This is a genomic window from Psychrobacter sp. Arc29 (assembly GCF_041431175.1).
Classification (GTDB): Bacteria; Pseudomonadota; Gammaproteobacteria; order Pseudomonadales; family Moraxellaceae; genus Psychrobacter.
On record NZ_JASMRR010000004.1, the window covers coordinates 25,374 to 47,567 of the forward strand.

Genomic DNA, 22,194 nt, shown 5'->3' on the forward strand with positions numbered 1-22,194 from the left:
AATTCATGATGAGATGCTAATTATTCATTAGAGAGCTACTTTTTTATTAATGCCTATCATTTTCAGTACACGGAAGAGATTGCACAGAGCGATAAAAATAGCTGATTCACACAGTTGGCGACAAAAACCTATAATCAAAAGCACTGCTGTTATAAATAATTGTTATCATAGTGCGGATATTATGTGTTCTTCATTGTGCCACTCATAAAGTTAAGAGGTTTGTTTTGTCTACTCAGCATAATCTGACTCCCAGTACCGCGCTCCCTTCATCGAACTCTACTCTTAAGATACCATTTGCGGTCGTAATGCTTTTGCTGGCGATGATATTAAGTATTGTGTTGCCAAAAACTGCTTTTGCTGTTGACGCTGGTGCGCTTGGCGTTGGTGGTGATAGTAATGAGGAGACGGTAGCTACACCTTTACCTGATTCGTTTGGGCGAGATACGCCGCGTCATACCGTACAGGGTTTTATCAGTGCGCTGGGCGAAAACGACTACTTGCTGGCAAGTAACTATCTCAATTTATCCAAGTCTGATAACCCAACGACAGTCGTACGTCAGTTTAAACAAGCGCTCGATGCAGGTGGGCGATTCCAACCTGATTTGCAAATCAGTAATACCCCTGAGGGCAATCTCACCGATCAACTACCACCAAGTCAAGAAAATGTCGGTGTGATTAACATCGGTGAAAAAAGTGTGTCGTTGTTACTAGAAAGAGTGGTCTCCAAGGAGAACGAGCAGTATTGGCAGTTCTCAAGTGAAACGCTGAGTTCTATACCGGAAGTAATAGAAAATTCAGAGCCGACCTTGGTATCGCGCTACACGGTGGATTCATTAGATGGCAAAAAGCTCTTTGGTTATCAGCTGGCTGATTTGGTCGCTGCGCTATCCATGATTGTGAGCAGCTTTGTCCTCACTTATATCGCAGTATGGCTGTTATATCATCTATTGAGGATTGTTTATCCTCGTGTGCGCGGTGTGCCTTTGCCATTACCTGACAAAGTGATACTGCCGCTTTCTGTGGTCATTATGGCACTGATCTTATCTGAAGTGATGGTCTATGCAGGCGTGTCCGTCACGCTGCGCGAACCAGTCAATCGCTTCACTGATATTGCTTCTTGGCTCGCGCTAACTTGGCTGCTATTACGAGTTATTGATGCGATATTTACTCGAGCGGTCAATCTAAGCTATAAGAAAAACTATACTGAGCGTGTCTCAATCTTGGGACTGATGCGAAAAGTCGTCAAAGCACTACTCTTAATATTTGCGGTCATTGTCATTTTTGGTAATTTGGGTTTTGACTTAACCACAGGTATTGCTGCACTGGGTGTGGGTGGTTTGGCATTGGCACTTGGTGCGCAAAAGACCATTGAAAACCTTGTTGGTAGTGTCGTAGTCGTCGCGGATTCACCAGTACGTATCGGTGATTATTGCAAATTTGGCACTTATGAAGGCACTGTTATTGACATCGGTATTCGCTCATCACGTGTGCGTACATTGACACGGACCGTTGTCACGGTGCCAAACGGTGATTTTTCCTCGATGCAAATTGAAAACTTTACCTCGCGTGATATGTTCCGCTTCTTTCATCAGTTATATCTTAAACGTACCGCGAATATCGATGTGGTCTTCAAGATGGTCAAAGACTTAGATGAGTTTTTAAATGAGCATTACTTGACCAACCAAGAATGGAATCAGGTTAATATTTTAGAGCTACGCCAAGACTGCTATGTCATTCAGCTACAGGCATATATCAATGCCAATGATGTGATGGAATTTTATGATAAGCAAAACGTGGTATTCGTCGATGTATTAAACCAAGTCGCAAAATATGATGTCGAACATGCATTACCAACCCAGCAGCTGATTGTCAATCAAGCTGAGCTTGAACATCATATGGAAAACAATACTACTGAAACAGAGGATGACGCCTCAGAAGACCATAGCGATACGAATAGCAATGAAACAAATGTCAGTTTAGAAAACGATGATAATAATTCTGACGGTGTGAATATCAACAAAGACACCGACAATGCTAACGATGATATGGCAAATAACCAAAAGTCATCTATGGCAACTGTCAGTAGAAAGGGTGCGCTAAAAGCGCTCAAACACAAAAGTCGTATGCTAAGAAAAAGCAAATTCAAGCATACTAAAAATAAATTTAGCTTGTCTATATGGAATCAGCCTTAGAAACGGTTTTTTCCATACAGACAATTATTCTGCACGGTCAGCTATAAAGGTACTGCGGTTTTATTGCGTAATAAGCCGTAGTACGACCAGAGCAGTAAGCTGGCAGCGCTGCGATACGGTGACCAGTGCTGAGTGAGGTTTTTGAGCTGTTTGGGCGTTGGTCGCTCTGCTAAGCCTAGCAACTCCATTGCCGCAACCTTAATGGCCAAATCATCGACAGCAAGCACGTCTGCGCGTTTCAAAGAAAAGAGCAAGTACATCTCAGCGGTCCAGCGTCCGATGCCCGTAACGGCGGTAAGTGTGTTTATTACCTCTTCATCAGGCATGTTTTCTAAAGCCATAAAATCTATATCATGATTGACTAAGGAGCGGATATAGCGAGTTTTTTGTTTAGACAATCCCTGAGCTTTTAAAGCCTCGTCAGTTGCCTCATCGATTTTATGCGGCGTTGTCAACGCTGCATCAACCAACCGCTTCCAGATACTTGCTGCAGCGGCGACAGACAGCTGCTGACCAACCATCGCTCTCATTAATTGCTCAAACCCACCTGCATTGTGCCTAAGATCAGGTAGACCAACCTGCTCGTAGATAGCAGCAAATTTTGGTTCGATAGCAATTAATGCGGTGATGTTCTCATGTAGTTCTTTTTTATTTTCAATGGTTTTTATACTCATAAGGACTTCGCTTGGCTCATTAAATAGTGCTCGGATAAACCTAATAGTAAAGGGTGGGAGGCACATATTAAAGGGAAAATCGTTAAAGATTGATACACGAGTTATAGATAAAAAAAGGACTGCAAGTAAGCAGTCCTTTTTTATTTAATAGAGTTATCATAAGCGATGACTTCTACTCGCCATCTGCTTTAGGTTTTTTGAGCAGTACCAATACCGCACCATTGCCACCATCCTTTGGCGGCGCAGAGCAAAATGCCAATACTTCTGGCAATTGGCGTAACCAACCATTGATACAGGTTTTTAGAATCGCTTCGCTACCTTTACCGTGGACGATTTTTACCATGGTTTCATTTTTTTGCTTCGCTTGGCTTAGCAGTTGGGTCATGGCGTCACGTGCTTCTTCTATCGTACAGCCATGGATGTCTACCGCATCATACCAACGCAACTTACCTTTTTTGAGCTGATCAAAGATTTTATTTTGCAAGGTTGGCTGCTTATATGACAAATAGGCTTCAGCCGCGACTGGGTTTAGCAGGGCTTGCATATCTGACAAGCCTGCGCCTAAATCACTGGCTTCACTGCCTTGAGCGGCCGCACGTTTTGATAGTGTTGCTGCATCAGGTTTGCCTGCTCTTGCCGTACTAGTAGGTGAGCGTACGTTTTTGTCTTCTAGTTGACTGACACCATGCATAGCTTGCATGAACAGTACTTTATCATCGTCAACATGTTCACTGTCTAGCTGCTTGACGGTCTTTTTCACTTGTTTTTGAGTCAGTAATGATACTGGCTCAGTGGGCTTTTGGTTTTCACCTTCAGGTGAGTTGGTATCACGGCCTTTACTTAATTGGCCTTTTAGTTCTTTGAGCTGGTCTTGCATTTCTTTTGAAAACAGAGAGTTTGACATAAAAGTTAACGTATCGTTGATTGATGAATGAAAGGTTGAGTAATTTATAGGGTAAATATTTTATTCAAGCTATCTGATTCTATTGAAGCCTGAATTATTGAGTTACTTTACTCGTCTACTACGACGCCCGCAAGTAAGGATTGTAACGCTTGTCCTGGATGATCGGTTTTCATAAACTGCTCGCCGATTAAAAAATGCTGAATATCATGACTTAGCATAAGACGAATATCATCACTGCTATGAATGCCACTCTCGGTCACGATAAGTGGTTTTTGATCGGCATTATCAGCATCAGCAGAAAGTGCTTCGATTAAGATGTTTTTTAAATCGAGTGTGGTTTGTAGGTCCACATCAAACGTGTTTAAATCACGATTGTTAATACCGTAAATATTGTGCGCTGAGCGTGGTAGCTGTAGCGCCCGATCAAGCTCAGACTGTGTATGCACTTCTATCAACACATCCATACCAAGCTCAATACTTAGCGCGTGCAACTCTTGTAATTGTGTGTCATCTAGGCAGGCCATAATGAGTAGGATGCAGTCAGCGCCCATTAAGTAAGATTGATATATTTGATAGACATCAATCATAAAATCTTTGCGAAGTATCGGCAAGCTTGAGACATTTGCCGCTTGAATAAGATAGGTATCATCGCCCTGAAAATAATCGCGATCAGTCAATACTGACAGACAGCTGGCGCCCGCTTGCTCGTACTGCTGCGCAAATAGAGCAGGGGTAAAATCGTGATTGATGATACCTTTAGATGGCGAGGCTTTTTTGATTTCAGCAATGATGCCAACACCAGTATTTTCAGTGCTAGCAGCATGTAAGGCAGCAGCAAAACCTCGGCGCGGTTTGTTATCAGCTGCGACTTGCGCTTTTAAGTCTTCAAGAGATAGCGCCGCGCGAGCTGCTTTTACTTCTTCTACTTTGGTTGCGACAATGCGCTGTAGTACCGAAGGTATGTCTGAATGAGTTGTGGTCATGCTGTTATCCGAATATTGTTAAAGGTAAATAGGCAGTGATATATAGTTTTGCACTGTATTGGTGCGTATAAATCAACCCTCAGTCACTAGCTGCTGCGTGTATTTGGCCAAAGACTCAAGCTTAAGTAAAGCATCACCATTTTGGATAATTTTTTGAGCTCGGCTAACGCCATTAGGATAGTTGCTGGCAAGTCCGGCGGTGTATATTGCCGCACCTGCGTTCAAAGCAATCATGTCGCGGGCTTTAAGTACAGCACGGTCATGGGTATCATCACCAGATAGAGCAGCGCGGATCAGTGCAAGGCTTTGCTCTGGAGAGTCGACATCTAGACCAATCAGGGTTTGCGATTCGATACCTGCATCTTCTGGCATTATCTCATAAACGGATATTTCACCGTCTTTTAGTTCAGCAACTGTGGTCGAGGTTGCTAGACTGATTTCATCCAGCCCATCTTTTGCGCCCACGACCATTACATGCCGTGCGCCTAGGTTTTTCATTACCTTTGCCATAGGCTCACAGAGCTGTGCGGTAAAGACACCAATAACTAAATTGGGCGTACCAGCAGGGTTGGTTAGTGGGCCTAAAATATTAAAGATGGTACGCGCTTTTAGCTCACGGCGTACAGGATTGGCATAACGCATGGCACTGTGATGGTTGGGCGCAAACAAAAACCCAACCCCTTCGTTCTCGATACAATCTTTTGCTTGTTCTGGAGTCAGCGCAAGACTGATGCCTGCTTGCTCAAGCAAATCTGAGCTACCAGATCTGGTTGAGACACCGCGATTACCATGTTTGGCAACTTGTGCGCCAGCCGCCGCGACAACGAATGCCGATGCAGTCGATACGTTAAATAAATTGGCACCATCACCGCCAGTACCAACGATGTCGACCAAATAGTCACAGTTTTTTGGCTCAATATTGACAGCTAGCGCACGCATCGCACTGGCTGATGCGGTGATCTCATCGATCGATTCACCTTTCATACGTAGACCTGTCAAGATAGCGCCCATCATCGCGTCGCTACATCTGCCTTGCATGATGATCAGCATCACTTGATACATCTCGTCAAAGGTCAAATCGATGTGCTGAAAGATTCTACTCAAAGCTGTCGTCAATAATTGGTGTATTTGAGCGTCAGACAGTTTTGCAATACCCTCTGGCGTGTGATCTTCTTCTATTTTTGTCGTACTCATGATGATCTCGCTTATGATTATTTTTTGTGTGAATCTGTTTTTTATGTAAATCTGTCTATGATTTGAGATAGAGTAATGAAAGCAGGCTTTTAAGCCAAAACTAGCCTACCTGTGGTAGCGCATCTGATGCTAGTTTTGCCAAGCCATAAGTGTGTAAAAAGTTATTAAGTAATTGATAACCTGCTTCGCTCAAAATGGACTCAGGATGAAACTGGACGCCCTCTATGGCAAGTGTCTTGTGGCGTATACCCATGATCTCTTCGATACTACCATCAACATTCTGCGTCCATGCGGTCAGCTCAAGGCAATCTGGCAGGGTACGCTTATCGATGACAAGTGAATGATAGCGTGTGACTTGCGATGGGTTTGGTAATCCGGCAAATACGCCTTGGTCATTATGATAGACGGCTGATAACCGTCCGTGCATAACTTCACCTGCTTTGACGATTTGTCCACCAAATGCCTGCCCAATCGCTTGATGACCCAAACAAATACCAAGTATCGGAATAATGCCTTTGAATGTCTCGATAACTTCGAGCGAAACACCGGCACGATCAGGGTCGCATGGACCTGGGCCAATAACAATCACGTCTGGTGCTAACGTTCGAATCTGCTCGATAGTGACCTGATCATTACGCCAAACAGTGATGTCCTGCTGCAATTCACCGAAATACTGTACGATATTGTACGTAAAGCTGTCGTAATTATCGATCATCAAAATCATGAAGGTTTCAACTTATCAGTTTTATTCTGTTTGTAATATAGGATATATGCCTACTGTTGATCAGGGCTTTGGTTACTAGGCAAAAGCAGCTCTGATTACGACAGAGGGCATTATGGCGCGCGGTTATCTTACCATTATTTTGTTCTCTATCAAATGCAGAGCATAGGCTAGCTAAATAAGCACTACATAAAAATATTTTTCTCTGATCATAACGATTTTACAATCAGTGCCAAATCAGCAAATCGATATTTTATTATTGCACCGCAAAAGAACAGTCTAATAATTATAAGGTTTTTTAAGCACCAATGTAGTGCAAAAATATCGTAATTAGTGCATCGGATAACCTCTTAATATGAAGGTTATTAGCAAAAATACATTTTTATATAAAAAAAAATTATTTTAAGGCGCTGTAATTATTGGAAATGTGTTATTTTAAGTGGGGTAGATAGTAGTTTTTTGAGATATTGGCATAGTCTTTGCATTGATGCTGGTATGATTATTAGTGACCACAAAAACGGGTCTAAAAATAATTATTCATAAGTGCCAGAAGAGTTCAGCATGACGAGTTATATATTGCTAGAATGATATGAGAATTGACTTAGGATGTTTGTAGACCATTGAGATGACTATTGGTCTAATTAAGAAAGCGTCTTAGATGAGTGTCTTGACTAATACGACAAATAGTGCTGATAATAAGCATAATATCGAATGCGCTGTTTGGTATTGGAAGGACATCTGGAATTCTTGCACAAGAAATGGTACCAACAATTTTAAATTGCAATAACGTGACCAACACAACGGAGATTATGTATGTCGAACAAATTATTAGATCTTATTCAATCCTCTAATGCTAAATGGGTTGACTTTCGCTTCACTGATACGCGCGGTAAAGAGCAGCACATCAGCTTCCCAGCATCTACTGTCGATGAAGATGTCATGGAAGATGGCAAAATGTTTGACGGCTCATCTATTGCTGGTTGGAAGGGTATCGAAGCGTCTGATATGATCTTACGTCCTGATCCAGAAACGGCATTTATCGATCCGTTCTTTGATGCAGTTACTGTCGTCGTGACTTGCGATATCATCGAGCCATCAACACTACAAGGCTATGATCGTGATCCACGTTCTATTGCTCGCCGCGCAGAAGAGTATTTGAAGTCTACTGGTATCGGTGATACGGCTTATTTCGGTCCTGAGCCTGAATTCTTTGTATTTGATGATGTTAAGTGGTCAGTTGATATGTCTGGCGTTAGTCATAAGATCACTGCTGAAGAAGCAGCATGGTCGACTAATGAGTCGTATGAGTGGGGTAACATGGCGCATCGTCCACGCGTTAAGGGCGGTTACTTCCCAGTACCACCAATCGACAGCTCGCATGACATGCGTTCTGTTATGTGTGAACGTATCGAAGAGATCGTTGGCGAAGGCCGCGTTGAAGTTCATCACCATGAAGTTGCTTCTTGCCAGTCTGAGATTGGTGTTGCATTCAACACGATGGTACGTAAAGCGGATGAAGTTCAGCAGTTGAAATATGTTGTTCATAACGTGGCGCACCAGTTTGGTAAAACAGCGACCTTTATGCCGAAGCCAATCGTTGGTGACAATGGTTCAGGTATGCACGTGCATATGTCAATCTCAAAAGATGGCGTAAACACATTCTCTGGTGATGAGTATGCGGGTTTGTCTGAGACTGCATTGTACTTCATTGGTGGTATCATCAAGCACGCTCGTGCATTGAACGCGATTACCAACCCATCAACGAACAGCTACAAGCGTCTTGTACCACATTACGAAGCACCTATTAAGCTTGCGTATTCAGCGTCTAACCGCTCAGCATCTATTCGTGTGCCACATGTGAGCAGCCCGAAAGCGGTGCGTATTGAAGCTCGTTTCCCTGATCCAACAGCGAACCCATACTTGGCATTTGCTGCGCTATTGATGGCAGGCCTTGACGGTATCCAGAACAAGATGCATCCAGGCGAAGCAGCTGACAAAAACTTGTATGACTTGCCACCAGAAGAAGAAGCGCAAATCCCAACGGTTGCAGAGAGTCTAGATGTCGCACTACAAGCGCTGCGTGATGACCACGAGTTCTTATTAAAAGGCGATGTGTTCACCAAAGATATGCTAGAAGCATTCATCGCACTTAAAGAAGATGAAGTACAACGTCTAAACGTGACTGTACACCCTGTCGAGTTTGATATGTACTACAGCTGCTAATAATGAATTAGTCGGTTAAGTTAATTCAATAAAAAAGAACCAGTCAAGTGAATCTTGGCTGGTTTTTTTGTGCTTGTTCAAAAAGATAGTGGTATAAATGGATGATATTTTTTTAAATACCATTGATTTCACATCAAATCCTACTGATTTTGCATCAAAAGTATCGCATAATAGTTCTTATAAAAGTATATTTATAGTAGACACTAATTAGGTTGACTGACTATGAGTTTGTTATCAAAGCGGAATTTGTTACGAGGCAATATACAGTTAGGAGCATTGGCTATCATGGCTAGCCTTTGTGCGCCTCTTAGTAACGCAGCACCCATCTATAAAGTGATTGATGAGCAGACAGGTCAAGTAACTTTTACCGATCGTCCGCAGTCTTATGAGGATCAAGCAGGAAAACAAGTTAGCCAGACCAGCGTCAATACCGGCGAAAGTAGCGCCCCCAAAGGCATGCCAAGTGAGGTCAGAGGCAATACTGACCTTCCAGCCGCCGCTGCCACGAATATCAACTATCAGTTGAGCATGATTGAGCCGAGTACTGAGCGTGCCTATCAGCGCCCTGCACAGAGTATCGTCATCGCGCTTGATGTAAAGCCTGCACTACAGAATGGCGATCAAGTGAGTATCTATTTGGATGATAAAGAAATCGCCCAAGGATTAAGTGCTTCTATCGCGACAGTCGATCTGCAGCCAGGTCCGCATAGCATCCGCGCTGTAGTCAAGAAGGTATCAGGACAAACAGGACAGCAAGTCAATCGCACGGTACATGTCATTCAAAACACCCTGATTCTACAGAATAAGAAGAAGCTTGCCGAGCAGCTTTTGGCTTATGAGCGCTTACCATGGCACCAAAAGGTCTTGTTAAAAATGCGCGGTAATGACGCTGTATCTCAATAGCAAAGTCATTAGTAATATATAAATAAAAAGGGCAGACGTGATCATCGCGTCTGCCCTTTTTATTTATATATTGATTCTATTTAACGTCATATGAGCTTATTACTATTTATTTGGTCAGCTCGATTGTACCATTGGCAGTGACTGAGATAGTGCTGTTACCAGACTCAAAGCTTTGGCTTGGTACTGACTCGTCTGCCATTCCGGATTTCATGCTCATAGCGCTATACATTGGACGTGGATAGTTGCTACCGGTATTCAAATTAACATTCACGACGCGATAGCCACGCGCATCCCAAGCACGAGTCAGGCTCTTCGCTTGCTGCTGAAAAGCGCGAGATGCTTCGGTCATTAGTTTTTGCTCTAGCGCATCTTTTTTGGTATCTGAGACACCGAAGTTAAGGTTATCCATGACTAAAGTTTCTTGTAGATCCGCAATCAACTGACTGGTTGCTGAAAAGTCTGTACTTTTCAAGTCTATGTTTGCTTGACCAGTCCAACCAATGATTTTATCGTTTTTGTCATAGCGTGGATAGGTACGCTGCTGCCCTGTGCTGACGGTCACGCTTGGGTAGCGTTTGGCAATTTTCATGGCATTATTGATTGACGTGTTGAGCATTGTCGCTAATGTTTTAGCGTCAGTTGCTTGTGCTTTTTTATATAAGCTGGCACGTACTTCGTCGTTTTGGATTTCTTCTTTTATTTCTGTCTGAAATGTCAGTTGGTCGTAACCTGTTGGCTCTGCGTGGGCGCTGCCCATCATTGCAGTCATTAAACAAACCGTACCAGAGGCGAGTGCGGCTTTATTCAGTAGAGCATTTTTCATTATTATCTCCTAAATTAGTTTTAATAGTCTTCATATGAATGTTTTTAAAATCCATTTTCATATGAGAAGTTGTGCGTCTCATTTTCTAAATGCGGACATGTGTGCAACTTCATCCACTAAAATAGCAAAATCTGTATGAGTTGCTGTGAGAATTTTGTGAGCTAGGTTACTGGGTTATTTTTAGATTAAGACAAACAGTTTTGAGATAGGGGTTGTAAAATTAAAAAATCCTTGTATAATCTCATCCGGTGGCTCCATTGGTAGCCTCGCAACATTGTTCTATGAATCCCGCCAGGACCGGAAGGTAGCAACGGTAATAGATTTAATGTGTGCCGAGGATGTGCTGGTGGAGTCGCTTTTTTTTGCCTAAAATTTGATAGATATTCTAATAAAGTACCTAATACATTGGTATTCCGTATTAAGCCCTTCATTGTAAAGGGCTTTTTTTGTCTCAATTTTTATTCGGTTTCTTATTTAAATTAAAAGCTTCATTGGTTAATATGCGTTAAAATACAATGTATTAACGTTTATTAACATTCTGGACACTTTGAGGTTTGGTTATGAAGATGTTTGTTTGGTTGTTCATTGTATTTGTGGTGCTAATCGTTGTGTTTGGGGTATCCATATTTAATAAATTGGTACGTGCACGTAACCAAGCAAAGAACGGCTTTGCGCAGATAGATGTGCAGCTCAAACGTCGTCATGATTTGATTCCAAATCTCGTCGAAACAGCCAAGCGTTATCTGACTCATGAGGAAGAGACACTGACACGAGTTATTAGCGCACGCAATCATGCTCAAAACCTACAAGACTCACATAAGCATCAGCCAGATTCACAAGAGCACATGGCACTATTTGCCAAAGCAGAAGGCATGTTGTCCAAAGCGTTGAGTCAGTTTTCGGCAGTGGTAGAAGCCTATCCTGAGCTCAAAGCCGATAGTATGCTCAAAGAGTTGATGGATGAGCTGACCAACACAGAAAACCGCATTGGTTTTGCCCGTCAGCATTATAATGACAGCGTGATGTTCTACAACAATGATTGTGAAGTGTTTCCTAACAATCTTGTCAGTACGACTTTTGGCTTTCGTCCGCTTAGTCCCTTGGTATTCGCAGACAGAGATACCATTGCCAAAGCACCGAATGTTAACCTGAGCTAGGATTTAGATAAATTTGGCTAATGTTAGGCAGCCCAGTTGATGGATTTTTTTGGTGAACAGCGGATACGTACACGGCGCAGTCTATTGCTCTATGGACTATTTTTTCTGATTGTGCTTGCCCATGTGGCGGTGGCACTGGCTATCATGGGACTGCTGTTAACAATATTCACGGGTGGTATATATCATTGGGTATTGATACTAGTCATTCTGTTTATATTAGGCAGTTTCGTTGGTGGGAGTTTTTTAGAATATCGGCGCTTGAGAGCGGGTGGTCGCGCTATTGCTCAGCGAGTAGGGGCGGTCAGACTATTTATTGATAACAGTCAGGCACCATGGGAGCACAGTCATGGGGTGGCGCATCAACATGAAACCAAAGAGAAAGTTCATTATAGCTCACGTCATATAGCCGTACGCGATGAGCGCGACTTTCCACCCGTCTATCGTCGTTATTATGAAATTGCCCATCAGTTAGCGATTGCGTCAGGTTTGAGTACACCGATTTTATACATATTGCCTAATGAGCAAGGTATTAATGGCTTTGTCGCGGGTCGTCATAGCCAAGATATGGTACTTGTCATCACCCAAGGCGCGCTAGATAAGTTGTCTGATGAGGCGCTATATGGGCTCATTGGTCATGAATATGGTCATATATTGCATGGTGATGCCACGTTCAATCTACAGCTGATGGTGGTGTTAGCTGGTTTACAGATATTATATGATTGGAGCGATCCAATTCCCAATAGTCGCTATTTTGACAATACAGTTACCACCGATATCCCTCTATCACAGAGACAAGTTGACAGTTGTGCACGCCATATAGAGGCGCAGACTGCCCGTTTTACCACCCACAGTGAGTGGGTAGCGTATTGGCAGACACAATCACAGCAACAGCAGGCATCAGCCAAACGTGAGTCTCGGTGGGTACAAAGTAGACCTGTGATCGATCGTCAAGCACCCCGTAGTGTCTGGACATTACTGCTCCATGGTCTAAGCTTCTCGAGTATGGCAAGTGCTCAGTTGATTAAGCACAGTTTTAATCGTGAGCGTGAGTTACTTGCTGATGCAACCAGCGTGCAGTTAACGCGCTCGCCTGCGATCATAGAAACCTTAAAAGCCATTCACCAAGATTCACTTGGCTCACGATTATCGAGTGTTGCTGATATCAACGGACTCAGTCATTTTTTCTTTGCCAGTAGTGGCGCGGACTTGGGTGATGTGTCTTGGTTTGCCACTCATCCAAGCTTGACAGAGCGTATGAGTGCCATTAATGCTGATGCCTATCGTAAGTTTGCCGTACAAGTCGCTAAAGAGAAGCGGATCAATCAGCAAAAAATAAAAGAAATATATCGGCAGCGTCGCTCAGGAAACTGGGGAGATATTACAGAAAATAGCCTAAGCAAAAATTCACAGAAAAAGTCTCAATTGCCGCATCAATCATTATTCAGTATTGATATAGAAAAAAACCATAAGCAGAACGCTATTTTTGATAACGCTGCAAGTAACAGTAAGAACCAGACAAATGAAGGTCTGGAGTTCACTAAAGAAGTAGATACAATTATCGATGGTCGCTTGCAGGTAGAAATAGCACCTATAGATACCGATAATTTGCTGAAGCCTTGGCAGGCCAAACCTGACGCTGACCTACCAGAAGGTACATTAATTGAAGCGAGCGATATTCAAAAGGTGTCGCTCCCGCAATATATACTCGATCATATTTATCATCCACTTGGTGCGCAAGCGCTAATAGAAGCGGTCATGCTTTGCCATCAAAGCCGACAGCTGTCAACAAATGCACTATATGGTTTGGCAGATATTTGGGGTGAGGGCTTTTCTATTGAAAGTGACTCTACTAGTCATAAGCAAGTATTACCGCATAGGATAGATGCTAAGCTACTGACCATAGTGGCCAATTTGGATAGACGTTTGGACAGTGCTTTGATTGTATTTGCATTAGCCCAGTTACGTCGACATGACTTATCTGAAATACATATCAAAAAATTAAAGCTTAAAAGTGACAGCGAACACAGTCACGAAAGCGATCAGTACTATAAAAAACAAGCAAAATGCCGTACGATGTTGTTGCGTTATCAACAAGGCATAGTTGAGTTATTTAACCAACAGCTGACATCTGATTTAACTAAAAGCTTAGCTTGTGATTCTGCAAATCAAAAAATATCGAGTGATCACTCTCACTCGGCAGCGAATTTATTCAATCATTCATTAGCTGTAGAGAGGAAAAAATCACCCATACTGTCACTATGGCAAGCGCTACAATTACAGCAGTTACTACCGACATTGTCTGAGGTTTTACACGATACGGATGGGCAAACTCTAGCGTCACAGACACTCAAAACTGGTATAGAAGGCGTAAGGGTACAGCTAGATCCTTCAGGGCAGGTATTTGAAGCACTGAGCAATGCTCAGATGTCGATGGTGGTTTTACTGGCTTATCGCCTGTCAAAAGACGCTAAAGGTCAGATGATCTCAATGTATGAGCGCTCATTATTAAGTGAAGGTGATGAGAGTGTGGCGCATTACATTGTAGATTTGAGACGTCATGCGCGTTTGGTTGATATTGATTTGACGACAGCAAGTGATGTTAATTTGCAATGGTTGTTATTAACGGCACAACACTTAAATAGTATTCAATTATTAGCGATTATTGCTGCGGTTCCTACGTCTACTAATTATTCTATCAAGCGCCCTATAAATACTTTGGGTAGTAGTAATTATCCAGAGAGACAACAGGATGGTAGTCAAATAGATTATAATGACGATAGCACGGTAAGACCTGCTCATCATGAGTATCGACAATGGCTAAGTACATTGCATACTGTGATGTTACACGATACGATAATCAGCCAAGATGAATATGATTGCCTGCTCGCAATGTCAGAGCGCTGGCTAGGCGTTCGGCAGCTTTTTTAATAAGAACTACCAAAACCCTCTAAAAAACAATAGAGACAACATAATTAGGATAGTAGAGTCGTATGAGTGATATCCAAGACCCGCTAAGTGTATTGCAGCGCCGTGTGCAGCAACGCCAAATCCTAGCGATGATGGGTATCAATCAATGGGTGCGGCCTGAGTCAAATACCGTAAATATAGCGGATATCACGACAGATTCGGTTAAGCATTCAAATGTTGACTCTATTGATACTGAATCCGCAAATAATAAACCCGCGAGTGCTGGAGCTGCTATAAAGACAGTCGTTCAACCGACCAGTGGTTATGATACGAATGACGCTTATAGCAGTGACCATGATAATGTGAATAACGATGTTCATGGTTTAGGTATTGATGAACAGGCAGCCACTGAGCAAAGCCCAGTCACCTATAGTTTTGATAGTGTGAGCAATGAGGCATCTGCTACTTCAAATGCACCTAGTCTTCATAATGTTCCAGATATCGAATCAAACCAAACCGCCGCATTTTTTATAGATGACGTAGTGCAGTCAACAGCTGCGCCTACTGCGTCAAATCACTTGTCTCAAAGCAGTCATAATAGTGATAGTGTAAATGACGACAGCTTGAAAAAGGTAGCACCATTTAGCTTACAAGGTGGACGCTATGGCGACTGGGTGATATTGGTTGATATTCAAGCACTTAATAGTGATAGCCAAAAGCTATGGAACAATATCACTCAAGCACTCTCAATGACTCATGAGACGATCTCATTCCCAATTTGTGCCGGTATGGACACAGTAGAGCTTGCCAATGCCAGCCTTGCTGGATATGTCTTTAGAATTGGTCTGCGCGAAGAGATAAAAGTTGCTGCTTTAACAGTACTACCTGAAGGTCTTCAGCACCCCAACCTTATGACTATGCCTACATTAGATGACATGATTGCGGATAGTGATGCTAAACTTCAGCTGTGGGAGCGCATATCTCATTGAGCTATATTAAAACTGATATTGATGTAAATTTTTTTATCAACAAACTGAAATAAAGGTCGCTTCTTTATTTCATCATACCTAGGACTGTGATCATGTCTACAACCCAAACGTCTACACCCACTGCTAATAATAGTACCCCGCATCGTCTGCCAAACTTCTGTGCTGGCCCTGCCACGATGCCAACATCCGTATTGGAGCGTGCTCAGAGCGAATTGCTCGACTGGCAAGGTCGCGGCCTATCGGTCATGGAAGTCAGTCACCGTAGCAAAGAGTACATGGCGATCACTGACAAAGCAGAAGCTAAGCTACGCACGCTCATGGAGATACCAGATAACTATAAAGTACTATTTTTACAAGGCGGCGCTAGCTTACAGTTTTCTGCCATTCCATTGAACTTGCTCAATGGTGGACGCGGCGATTATTTGACGACTGGTGCATGGTCAGGTAAGGCGATTAAAGAAGCCCAGCGCTATGAAGCACTTGGTCTGGGTAAGATAAACTTGGTCGCGACTGGTAAAGAGAACAACTTTACGACTGTACCCGCTCAAAGTGATTGGAATGTGAGTGACGATGCCGACTATTTTCACTACTGTGCCAATGAGACTATCCATGGTCTACAGATATTCGAGCCACCACAAGTAGATGCACCAATCATCGCTGATATGTCATCTTCTATCTTGTCACAGCCGATAGATGTATCTAAATTTGGTATGATCTACGCGGGCGCTCAAAAAAACATTGGTCCTGCAGGTTTGGTCATCGTTATTATTCGTGATGATCTATTGGGGCAGGCAAGTGAGTGGTGCCCCATGCTACTGAATTATGAGCATCAAGCAGACAAAGAATCCATGTCTAACACGCCAGCGACGTACTCTTGGTACTTAGCAGGACTGGTGTTTGATTGGTTGGAAGAGCAGGGCGGTGTGGCTGCTATCGGTGAAATCAACCAGCAAAAAGCAGATCTGCTCTACAATACAATTGATGACAGCCGTTTTTATAACAACCCAGTCGATCCTCAGTATCGCTCTATCATGAACGTGCCATTTACTTTAGCAGACAGTAGCCTTGATAAAGTGTTCTTAGAAGAGTCAGAAAAAGCTGGTTTGCTCAATCTAAAAGGCCATCGCGATGTGGGCGGTATGCGAGCCAGTATTTATAACGCCGTGCCACTTGAGTGGGTACAGCAATTGGTTGATTTTATGATAGCGTTTGAAAAAAAGCATGCATAAGTCATAATAGCCCTCAAAATAAGAGACGCCACTTTTACAAGTTGCGTCTTTTTTTATGAGTATATTTATCGATGCACAGTTTTCGGTAAAAAGCGTTCAATATCTGCCGCCATTACATCTAATACCAATGATGTCGCACTGATGGATTTCGCACTGATGCCGCGTAACATAGCAAACCATTAGGTTAAAAAACCTAAGTTTGTTATGATAAAATTTTGCTATATCGCTATTTTGCCGTCAGCGCTTAATTTTTGATACTCGCATTGGTTAGCATAGAGGTTTGTTATAACGTTATGATGAAAAAAAATGCCCTGCTAAAAGCTTTTTTGCTAGCCATCACCGTCAGCTGGATACCGAGCAGTATTGCTGCACCTATCACAACGACAGCGCTTGGGCACAATAGCCCGACTGAGTACATTAATGCACCTTATATGCCCTATGCCAATCCAAAAGCGCCGTCAGGTGGTACGCTGTCGCTAGATACCCGCGGTACGTTCAACAGTGCTAATAAATGGATGACTACGGGTGTGGCGATGATCGGTACGGATTATCTGTATGATACTTTGATGACGGGCTCATTAAATGAAGCGTTTACCATGTATCCACAGCTGGCCAGCAAGGTAACCTATGATCCAGACGATACGAGCTGGATTATCTATCACATCAACCCTGCCGCCCGTTTTTGGGATGGGACGCCTGTGACCAGTCATGATGTCAAAGCGACTTTTGATGCAATATTAAATAAAGGTCCGATGTATATTCGCAGCTATTTGGGTGATATTAAGGACATTCAAGTCATTAACGAGCAGCAAGTCAAATTTGTCTTTGCCTCTGCTGAGAACAAAGAAATCCTACTGACGGTTGGTCAGTTTCCTGTTTTCTCAAAATCCTCAATCGATGCAGATTTTGAAAAGATCAGTCTGACACCCTTGATGGGTAGTGGGCCCTATAAGCTGGGACGCGTCGATGCGGGGCGTTCGGTGAGCTACATACGTGATCCCAATTACTGGGGTCGTGATTTGATGGTCAATCGTGGTCGCTACAATTTTGACATGATTAAGTTTGTTTATTATCAAAGCGATGAGATTGCCTTTGAAGGATTTAAATCTGGTCAATATCGTTTTCGCCCTGAAAACAAAGCATCAAATTGGGTGAGTGGTTATAATTTCCCTGCAGTGAAAGCAGGTCTTATCAAAAAAGAAACCATAACCAGTCAAAACCCAGTGCCGATGCAGGCGTTGGTGATGAATTTGCGCCGCCCAATCTTTCAAGACATACGGGTGCGTCAAGCACTGACGGCCGCTTATGATTTTGAGTGGATGAATAAAACTTTGTTTCATGGTCAATATGAGCGATTGCAAAGTTTCTTTCACGGGTCGCAGCTTGCGGCAACTGGTACACCGTCTATTGAAGAGATGCAGGTGTTAACGCCTTTATTGTCTGAGCTTGAACCGATTCAGCGTAAAGCCGTCTTAGCAGAATGGCAGCTACCCACCAGTGATGGCAATGGCTTTAATCGACAAGGATTACTAAAAGCGCGGCAATTATTGCTAGATGCTGGGTTTTATTATGATGATATGAAGCTATATCAGCCAAATGGTCAGCCCGCCCAAATTGAGATTTTGATGACAGGCGAGACCATGGGCCGTGTGTTGTTGCCTTATATTCGCAATTTAAAACGCTTAGGATTTGAGGCAACCTTGCGCCAAGTGGATGGGCCGCAATATTACGAGCGAACGCGCCGTTTTGATTATGATATGGTCGTCGATGTGTTTGCCCAAAGTCTGTCTCCTGGTGCTGAGCAGGCTGCATTTTGGGGTAGCGCGGCGGCTGATGAGCCTGGCAACCATAATAGTGCTGGTATCAAAAACGCAGCCATCGATCAGGTGGCCGCGGCTCTTGGTAATGCCAAAAATCGTGACGAAATTGTGTTATATACGCAGGTGCTTGATCGGTTGTTGAGAGCGGGTCATTATGTCGTGCCATTATATGGCAAGTCTGGCACCAATGTTGCTTATTGGGATCAATACCGTCATACAGACACGTTACCGACCAACGCCGTCGGCATCGATTACTGGTGGGTGGATAAAGAAGCAGAAGGACGCATCAACAAATATTTGAAGCAGTAAGCAGCACCTTTTGACAGGATCTGGTTTAGCAATAGCTGACCGCCAAAGACATAGGCTGTCACCACGCAGTAAAAGCGCTGCGAAATAATTCAAAATAACGAGCAAAAAAATAACTACTGGTAAGGATTTGACATGAGTATCCGTATTCACCCCATTAAAGCGTTTAATGATAATTATATTTGGACCTTAATTAACGAAAATAATAAGCAGGCGATCGTCATTGATCCAGGTCAAGCCCAGCCAGTTATCGATTATCTAGAGACACATGAGCTAGAGCTAACCTCGATTTGGACCACGCATCATCATCATGATCATATTGGTGGTGTCGCAGAATTGCAGGAGTCGTATCCGATGACTCATCTGGTTGCGCATAGTGAGCATGGGGTTGATGAGGATCAAACCATCAAAGATGGTAGCACGGTGAGCGCATGGGGCTGCTCTGCACAAGTCTGGGATGTATCAGGACACACCGCCAGTCATATGGCTTATATCTTAGATATCGATGGGCAAAAACATTGCTTCTGCGGTGATACTCTATTTAGTGCAGGTTGTGGACGTGTCTTTACTGGTACGATCGAGCAGTTACATGATAGTTTTAAACGTCTAAATGAATTGCCTGATGAGACATTGCTATATCCTGCGCACGAGTATACGGCCAGTAACCTACGCTTTGGATTGTCTATCGAGCCTGACAACGAGGCAATGCAGCAAGCACTATCGCAAGCTGAGGCACAAACTGCACAAGGTGCACCGACACTACCAGTGACGCTAGAGCATGAGCGTGCGATAAACGTGTTTTTGCGAACCCAAGAGCCAAGTGTGATTGCAGGGGTTAAATCAAAAGTAACTATTGATGATGATAAATCTTTGACGGTATTTGCAGCGTTACGCGAGCTGAAAAATAATTTTTAATGCAAGTTTTTAATACATAGATGTGTTTATGTATACCTTTAGTACTAAAGAATATACTGCTGTAGTCATCGCCCTCTCTCTTTATTTAGGAAGTCGCCATTATGGGTCGTTATATCTTAAAAAGACTACTACTGATATTACCGACACTATTTTTGATATTGCTTGCCAACTTTGTAATCGTACAAGCGGCACCAGGCGGACCTGTTGAGCAGCAGCTTGCCCTTATTGAGCAGGGGTCAAAAGACAACGCACTTGGCGGTAATATTGGCGCTGGCAGTGCAGGTGGCAACGACAGCACTTATCAAGGAACGCGCGGTCTCTCTGAGGAAATGGTCGCTGCTATCAATGCCCAGTACGGCTTTGATAAATCGGCACCAGAACGATTTTGGCTCATGCTAAAAAATTACGCTCAGCTAGATTTTGGTGAGTCGTTTTTTAAAGGGCAGTCAGTGACGGATCTGATTGTGGAGAAGTTACCAGTCTCGATATCGCTTGGTCTTTGGAGTACGCTGCTCATTTATCTGATCGCTATTCCGTTAGGGGTGTATAAAGCGATGCATCATGGCTCAGGCATTGATAAATTCACTGCTATGCTGCTGGCTATTGGGCATGCGATACCTGTGTTTGTGTTTGCAGTGATTTTATTGGTATTTTTCGCAGGTGGCACCTATTGGAATATTTTTCCGCTACAGGGACTAACGTCCGAAAATTTTGACCAGCTCAGCGCGCTTGGTAAAGTGAAAGATTATTTTTGGCACTTAGCACTACCGCTGCTAGCCAGTACCGTAGGTGGTTTTGCGGGCTTGACGTACTTGACCAAATTTAGCTTTTTAGAAGAGCTGGGTAAGCAGTACGTATTGACCGCTCGTGCCAAAGGACTGGGTGAGCGTCAGGTGCTATACGGACATGTATTTCGCAATGCTATGTTAATTATCATCGCAGGTATCCCCGCCGCTATCGTTGGTATTTTCTTTGCCGGTAACTTTTTGATTGAGATTATCTTTAAACTAGATGGTTTGGGGTTGTTAGGTTTTGAGGCCATTCAACAACGCGACTATCCAGTGATATTTGGTACGTTATTTATCTTCACCTTAGTGGGATTGCTACTGCAATTAATCAGCGACTTAAGCTATCACTTAATTGATCCCCGTATTGATTTTGAGGGGCGCTAATGTCAGATCATTCACCGTCTTCAACGGCATCAGTGGTACCGACACAAAAAAAGCAGCGCTTAAATCCTATTTGGCAAGCGCGTTTAAATCGCTTTCGCCAAAATCGTCTTGGGGTGATATCGCTGTTTGTTTTCGCAGTGATATTTGTCATCTGCATGGCGGCTAATTTCATCGCCAATGACAAACCCTTATTAGTACAGTATCAAGGCGATTATTACTTTCCGGTGTTAAAAGCATATCCTGAAACGACGTTTGGCGGTGTTTTTGAGACCGAAACCAATTATAAAGACCCTGCAGTGCAGTCGCTGATTGATGAGCAAGGTTATTATGTGATGCCGCCTATTCCGTTTGCTGATCAGACACCAAACGTCGAGCTTGGTCTACCTTATCCAGCGGCTCCAAACGCTCAGAACTGGCTTGGTACTGATGATATGGGTCGCGATGTACTCGCAAGGATACTTTATGGTATGCGCGTGTCATTGTTGTTTGGTCTGGCGCTGACGCTCGCTGGTGCTCTCATCGGGATTATTGTCGGTGCAATACAAGGTTATTACGGCGGCTGGGTAGATCTGGCAGGGCAGCGCTTTATGGAAGTATGGGGCGGTATGCCTCAGCTATTTATGATTATTATTTTGGTCAGCCTGTTTAGTCCCAGTATTACTATGCTATTTGCCATGATGCTGTTATTTGGCTGGATGGGGCTGGTCGGTTTGGTAAGAGCAGAGTTCTTACGTGCCCGTAATTTTGACTATGTGCGGGCCGCGCGCAATCTCGGTGTTTCGGACAGCCAGATTATGCTCAGGCATATTTTACCCAACGCGTTAGCCTCAAGCTTGTCGCAGCTACCGTTTATCTTAACGGCCAATATCATTGCGTTGACCGCGCTGGACTTTTTGGGATATGGATTGCCGCCTGGCTCGCCGTCTTTGGGTGAGCTGATGGTACAGGGGAAAAATAACCTTGATGCCCCTTGGCTGGCCTTGTCAGGATTCTTTAGTTTGACCTTTATTTTGTCATTGCTCATCTTCGTCGGCGAAGCACTGCGTGATGCGTTTGATCCGAGGCGCTCTTGATATGACCGA

Annotated in this window: 17 protein-coding genes and 1 other RNA gene; 12 read left to right on the forward strand and 6 right to left on the reverse strand. The window is 43.4% G+C overall.

The window, feature by feature from the left end; genetic code table 11:
* The first annotated feature begins 224 nt into the window (after positions 1–224).
* Positions 225–2,192, forward strand: a complete 1,968-nt coding sequence (locus tag QO189_RS06635; RefSeq protein ID WP_371532070.1) for a mechanosensitive ion channel family protein — start codon at positions 225–227, stop codon at positions 2,190–2,192.
* Positions 2,193–2,233: 41 nt separating this feature from the next.
* On the opposite strand, the gene QO189_RS06640 is transcribed toward QO189_RS06635, so the two are convergent.
* From QO189_RS06640 to QO189_RS06660, 5 genes are all read right to left on the reverse strand, one after another.
* Positions 2,234–2,866 carry a DNA-3-methyladenine glycosylase gene (locus QO189_RS06640; protein WP_371532071.1) on the reverse strand — a complete coding sequence of 211 codons (633 nt, stop codon included), beginning with the start codon at positions 2,864–2,866 and terminating at the stop codon, positions 2,234–2,236.
* Positions 2,867–3,038: 172 nt separating this feature from the next.
* Complete coding sequence (locus QO189_RS06645; RefSeq protein WP_201598726.1) at positions 3,039–3,770, reverse strand: Smr/MutS family protein; 732 nt, start codon at positions 3,768–3,770, stop codon at positions 3,039–3,041.
* Positions 3,771–3,877: 107 nt separating this feature from the next.
* On the reverse strand, positions 3,878–4,753 hold the full coding sequence (gene trpC / locus QO189_RS06650; RefSeq protein ID WP_371532072.1) for an indole-3-glycerol phosphate synthase TrpC: 876 nt from the start codon (positions 4,751–4,753) through the stop codon (positions 3,878–3,880).
* Between the two features lie 72 nt (positions 4,754–4,825).
* Entirely contained in the window at positions 4,826–5,947 is a 1,122-nt protein-coding gene (gene trpD / locus QO189_RS06655) for an anthranilate phosphoribosyltransferase (protein ID WP_371532073.1), read from the reverse strand.
* A 100-nt stretch (positions 5,948–6,047) separates the two neighbouring features.
* Entirely contained in the window at positions 6,048–6,671 is a 624-nt protein-coding gene (locus QO189_RS06660) for an aminodeoxychorismate/anthranilate synthase component II (protein ID WP_371532074.1), read from the reverse strand.
* An 810-nt stretch (positions 6,672–7,481) separates the two neighbouring features.
* Between QO189_RS06660 and glnA the strand changes: the two genes are divergently transcribed.
* Both glnA and QO189_RS06670 read left to right on the forward strand, forming a co-directional pair.
* Positions 7,482–8,891 (forward strand): type I glutamate--ammonia ligase, encoded by a 1,410-nt coding sequence (gene glnA / locus QO189_RS06665; protein ID WP_371532075.1) that lies wholly within the window; start codon positions 7,482–7,484, stop codon positions 8,889–8,891.
* Between the two features lie 222 nt (positions 8,892–9,113).
* Positions 9,114–9,794, forward strand: coding sequence for a DUF4124 domain-containing protein (locus QO189_RS06670; protein WP_371532076.1), 681 nt, complete (start codon positions 9,114–9,116; stop codon positions 9,792–9,794).
* Between the two features lie 106 nt (positions 9,795–9,900).
* On the opposite strand, the gene QO189_RS06675 is transcribed toward QO189_RS06670, so the two are convergent.
* The gene (locus tag QO189_RS06675; RefSeq protein ID WP_371532077.1) at positions 9,901–10,617 is read right to left on the reverse strand and encodes an SIMPL domain-containing protein; all 717 of its coding nucleotides are present in this window, start codon (positions 10,615–10,617) and stop codon (positions 9,901–9,903) included.
* Positions 10,618–10,872: 255 nt separating this feature from the next.
* Here QO189_RS06675 and ffs point away from each other — a divergent pair.
* The 9 genes from ffs to QO189_RS06720 all read left to right on the forward strand — a co-directional run bounded on the left by ffs (position 10,873) and on the right by QO189_RS06720 (position 22,185).
* Positions 10,873–10,969: signal recognition particle sRNA small type (ffs, locus tag QO189_RS06680), an RNA gene on the forward strand.
* Positions 10,970–11,177: 208 nt separating this feature from the next.
* Complete coding sequence (locus QO189_RS06685; protein ID WP_371532078.1) at positions 11,178–11,774, forward strand: LemA family protein; 597 nt, start codon at positions 11,178–11,180, stop codon at positions 11,772–11,774.
* A 39-nt stretch (positions 11,775–11,813) separates the two neighbouring features.
* On the forward strand, positions 11,814–14,702 hold the full coding sequence (locus QO189_RS06690; RefSeq protein WP_371532079.1) for a M48 family metalloprotease: 2,889 nt from the start codon (positions 11,814–11,816) through the stop codon (positions 14,700–14,702).
* A 62-nt stretch (positions 14,703–14,764) separates the two neighbouring features.
* A complete protein-coding gene (locus QO189_RS06695) occupies positions 14,765–15,670 on the forward strand; it encodes a hypothetical protein (protein WP_371532080.1) in 906 nt (301 codons plus the stop codon).
* Between the two features lie 92 nt (positions 15,671–15,762).
* Complete coding sequence (serC, locus tag QO189_RS06700; RefSeq protein WP_371532081.1) at positions 15,763–16,899, forward strand: 3-phosphoserine/phosphohydroxythreonine transaminase; 1,137 nt, start codon at positions 15,763–15,765, stop codon at positions 16,897–16,899.
* 296 nt (positions 16,900–17,195) lie between these two features.
* Entirely contained in the window at positions 17,196–19,028 is a 1,833-nt protein-coding gene (locus tag QO189_RS06705; protein ID WP_371532320.1) for an extracellular solute-binding protein, read from the forward strand.
* 132 nt (positions 19,029–19,160) lie between these two features.
* Positions 19,161–19,940 carry a hydroxyacylglutathione hydrolase gene (gene gloB, locus QO189_RS06710; RefSeq protein WP_371532082.1) on the forward strand — a complete coding sequence of 260 codons (780 nt, stop codon included), beginning with the start codon at positions 19,161–19,163 and terminating at the stop codon, positions 19,938–19,940.
* A 101-nt stretch (positions 19,941–20,041) separates the two neighbouring features.
* A complete protein-coding gene (gene yejB / locus QO189_RS06715; RefSeq protein WP_371532083.1) occupies positions 20,042–21,112 on the forward strand; it encodes a microcin C ABC transporter permease YejB in 1,071 nt (356 codons plus the stop codon).
* A complete protein-coding gene (locus tag QO189_RS06720; protein WP_371532084.1) occupies positions 21,112–22,185 on the forward strand; it encodes an ABC transporter permease in 1,074 nt (357 codons plus the stop codon). The genes yejB and QO189_RS06720 overlap by 1 nt, the downstream gene beginning before the upstream one ends.
* The last annotated feature ends 9 nt before the right edge of the window (positions 22,186–22,194 follow it).

What these genes read in the sequence shown, in the direction of transcription:
- QO189_RS06640 (WP_371532071.1), bottom strand. Translation starts at nt 2,866, where the DNA reads ATGAGTATAAAAACCATTGAAAATAAAAAAGAACTACATGAGAACATC.
- QO189_RS06645 (WP_201598726.1), bottom strand. Translation starts at nt 3,770, where the DNA reads ATGTCAAACTCTCTGTTTTCAAAAGAAATGCAAGACCAGCTCAAAGAA.
- trpC (WP_371532072.1), bottom strand. Translation starts at nt 4,753, where the DNA reads ATGACCACAACTCATTCAGACATACCTTCGGTACTACAGCGCATTGTC.
- trpD (WP_371532073.1), bottom strand. Translation starts at nt 5,947, where the DNA reads ATGAGTACGACAAAAATAGAAGAAGATCACACGCCAGAGGGTATTGCA.
- QO189_RS06660 (WP_371532074.1), bottom strand. Translation starts at nt 6,671, where the DNA reads ATGATTTTGATGATCGATAATTACGACAGCTTTACGTACAATATCGTA.
- glnA (WP_371532075.1), top strand. Translation starts at nt 7,482, where the DNA reads ATGTCGAACAAATTATTAGATCTTATTCAATCCTCTAATGCTAAATGG.
- QO189_RS06670 (WP_371532076.1), top strand. Translation starts at nt 9,114, where the DNA reads ATGAGTTTGTTATCAAAGCGGAATTTGTTACGAGGCAATATACAGTTA.
- QO189_RS06675 (WP_371532077.1), bottom strand. Translation starts at nt 10,617, where the DNA reads ATGAAAAATGCTCTACTGAATAAAGCCGCACTCGCCTCTGGTACGGTT.
- QO189_RS06685 (WP_371532078.1), top strand. Translation starts at nt 11,178, where the DNA reads ATGAAGATGTTTGTTTGGTTGTTCATTGTATTTGTGGTGCTAATCGTT.
- QO189_RS06690 (WP_371532079.1), top strand. Translation starts at nt 11,814, where the DNA reads ATGGATTTTTTTGGTGAACAGCGGATACGTACACGGCGCAGTCTATTG.
- QO189_RS06695 (WP_371532080.1), top strand. Translation starts at nt 14,765, where the DNA reads ATGAGTGATATCCAAGACCCGCTAAGTGTATTGCAGCGCCGTGTGCAG.
- serC (WP_371532081.1), top strand. Translation starts at nt 15,763, where the DNA reads ATGTCTACAACCCAAACGTCTACACCCACTGCTAATAATAGTACCCCG.
- QO189_RS06705 (WP_371532320.1), top strand. Translation starts at nt 17,196, where the DNA reads ATGAAAAAAAATGCCCTGCTAAAAGCTTTTTTGCTAGCCATCACCGTC.
- gloB (WP_371532082.1), top strand. Translation starts at nt 19,161, where the DNA reads ATGAGTATCCGTATTCACCCCATTAAAGCGTTTAATGATAATTATATT.
- yejB (WP_371532083.1), top strand. Translation starts at nt 20,042, where the DNA reads ATGGGTCGTTATATCTTAAAAAGACTACTACTGATATTACCGACACTA.
- QO189_RS06720 (WP_371532084.1), top strand. Translation starts at nt 21,112, where the DNA reads ATGTCAGATCATTCACCGTCTTCAACGGCATCAGTGGTACCGACACAA.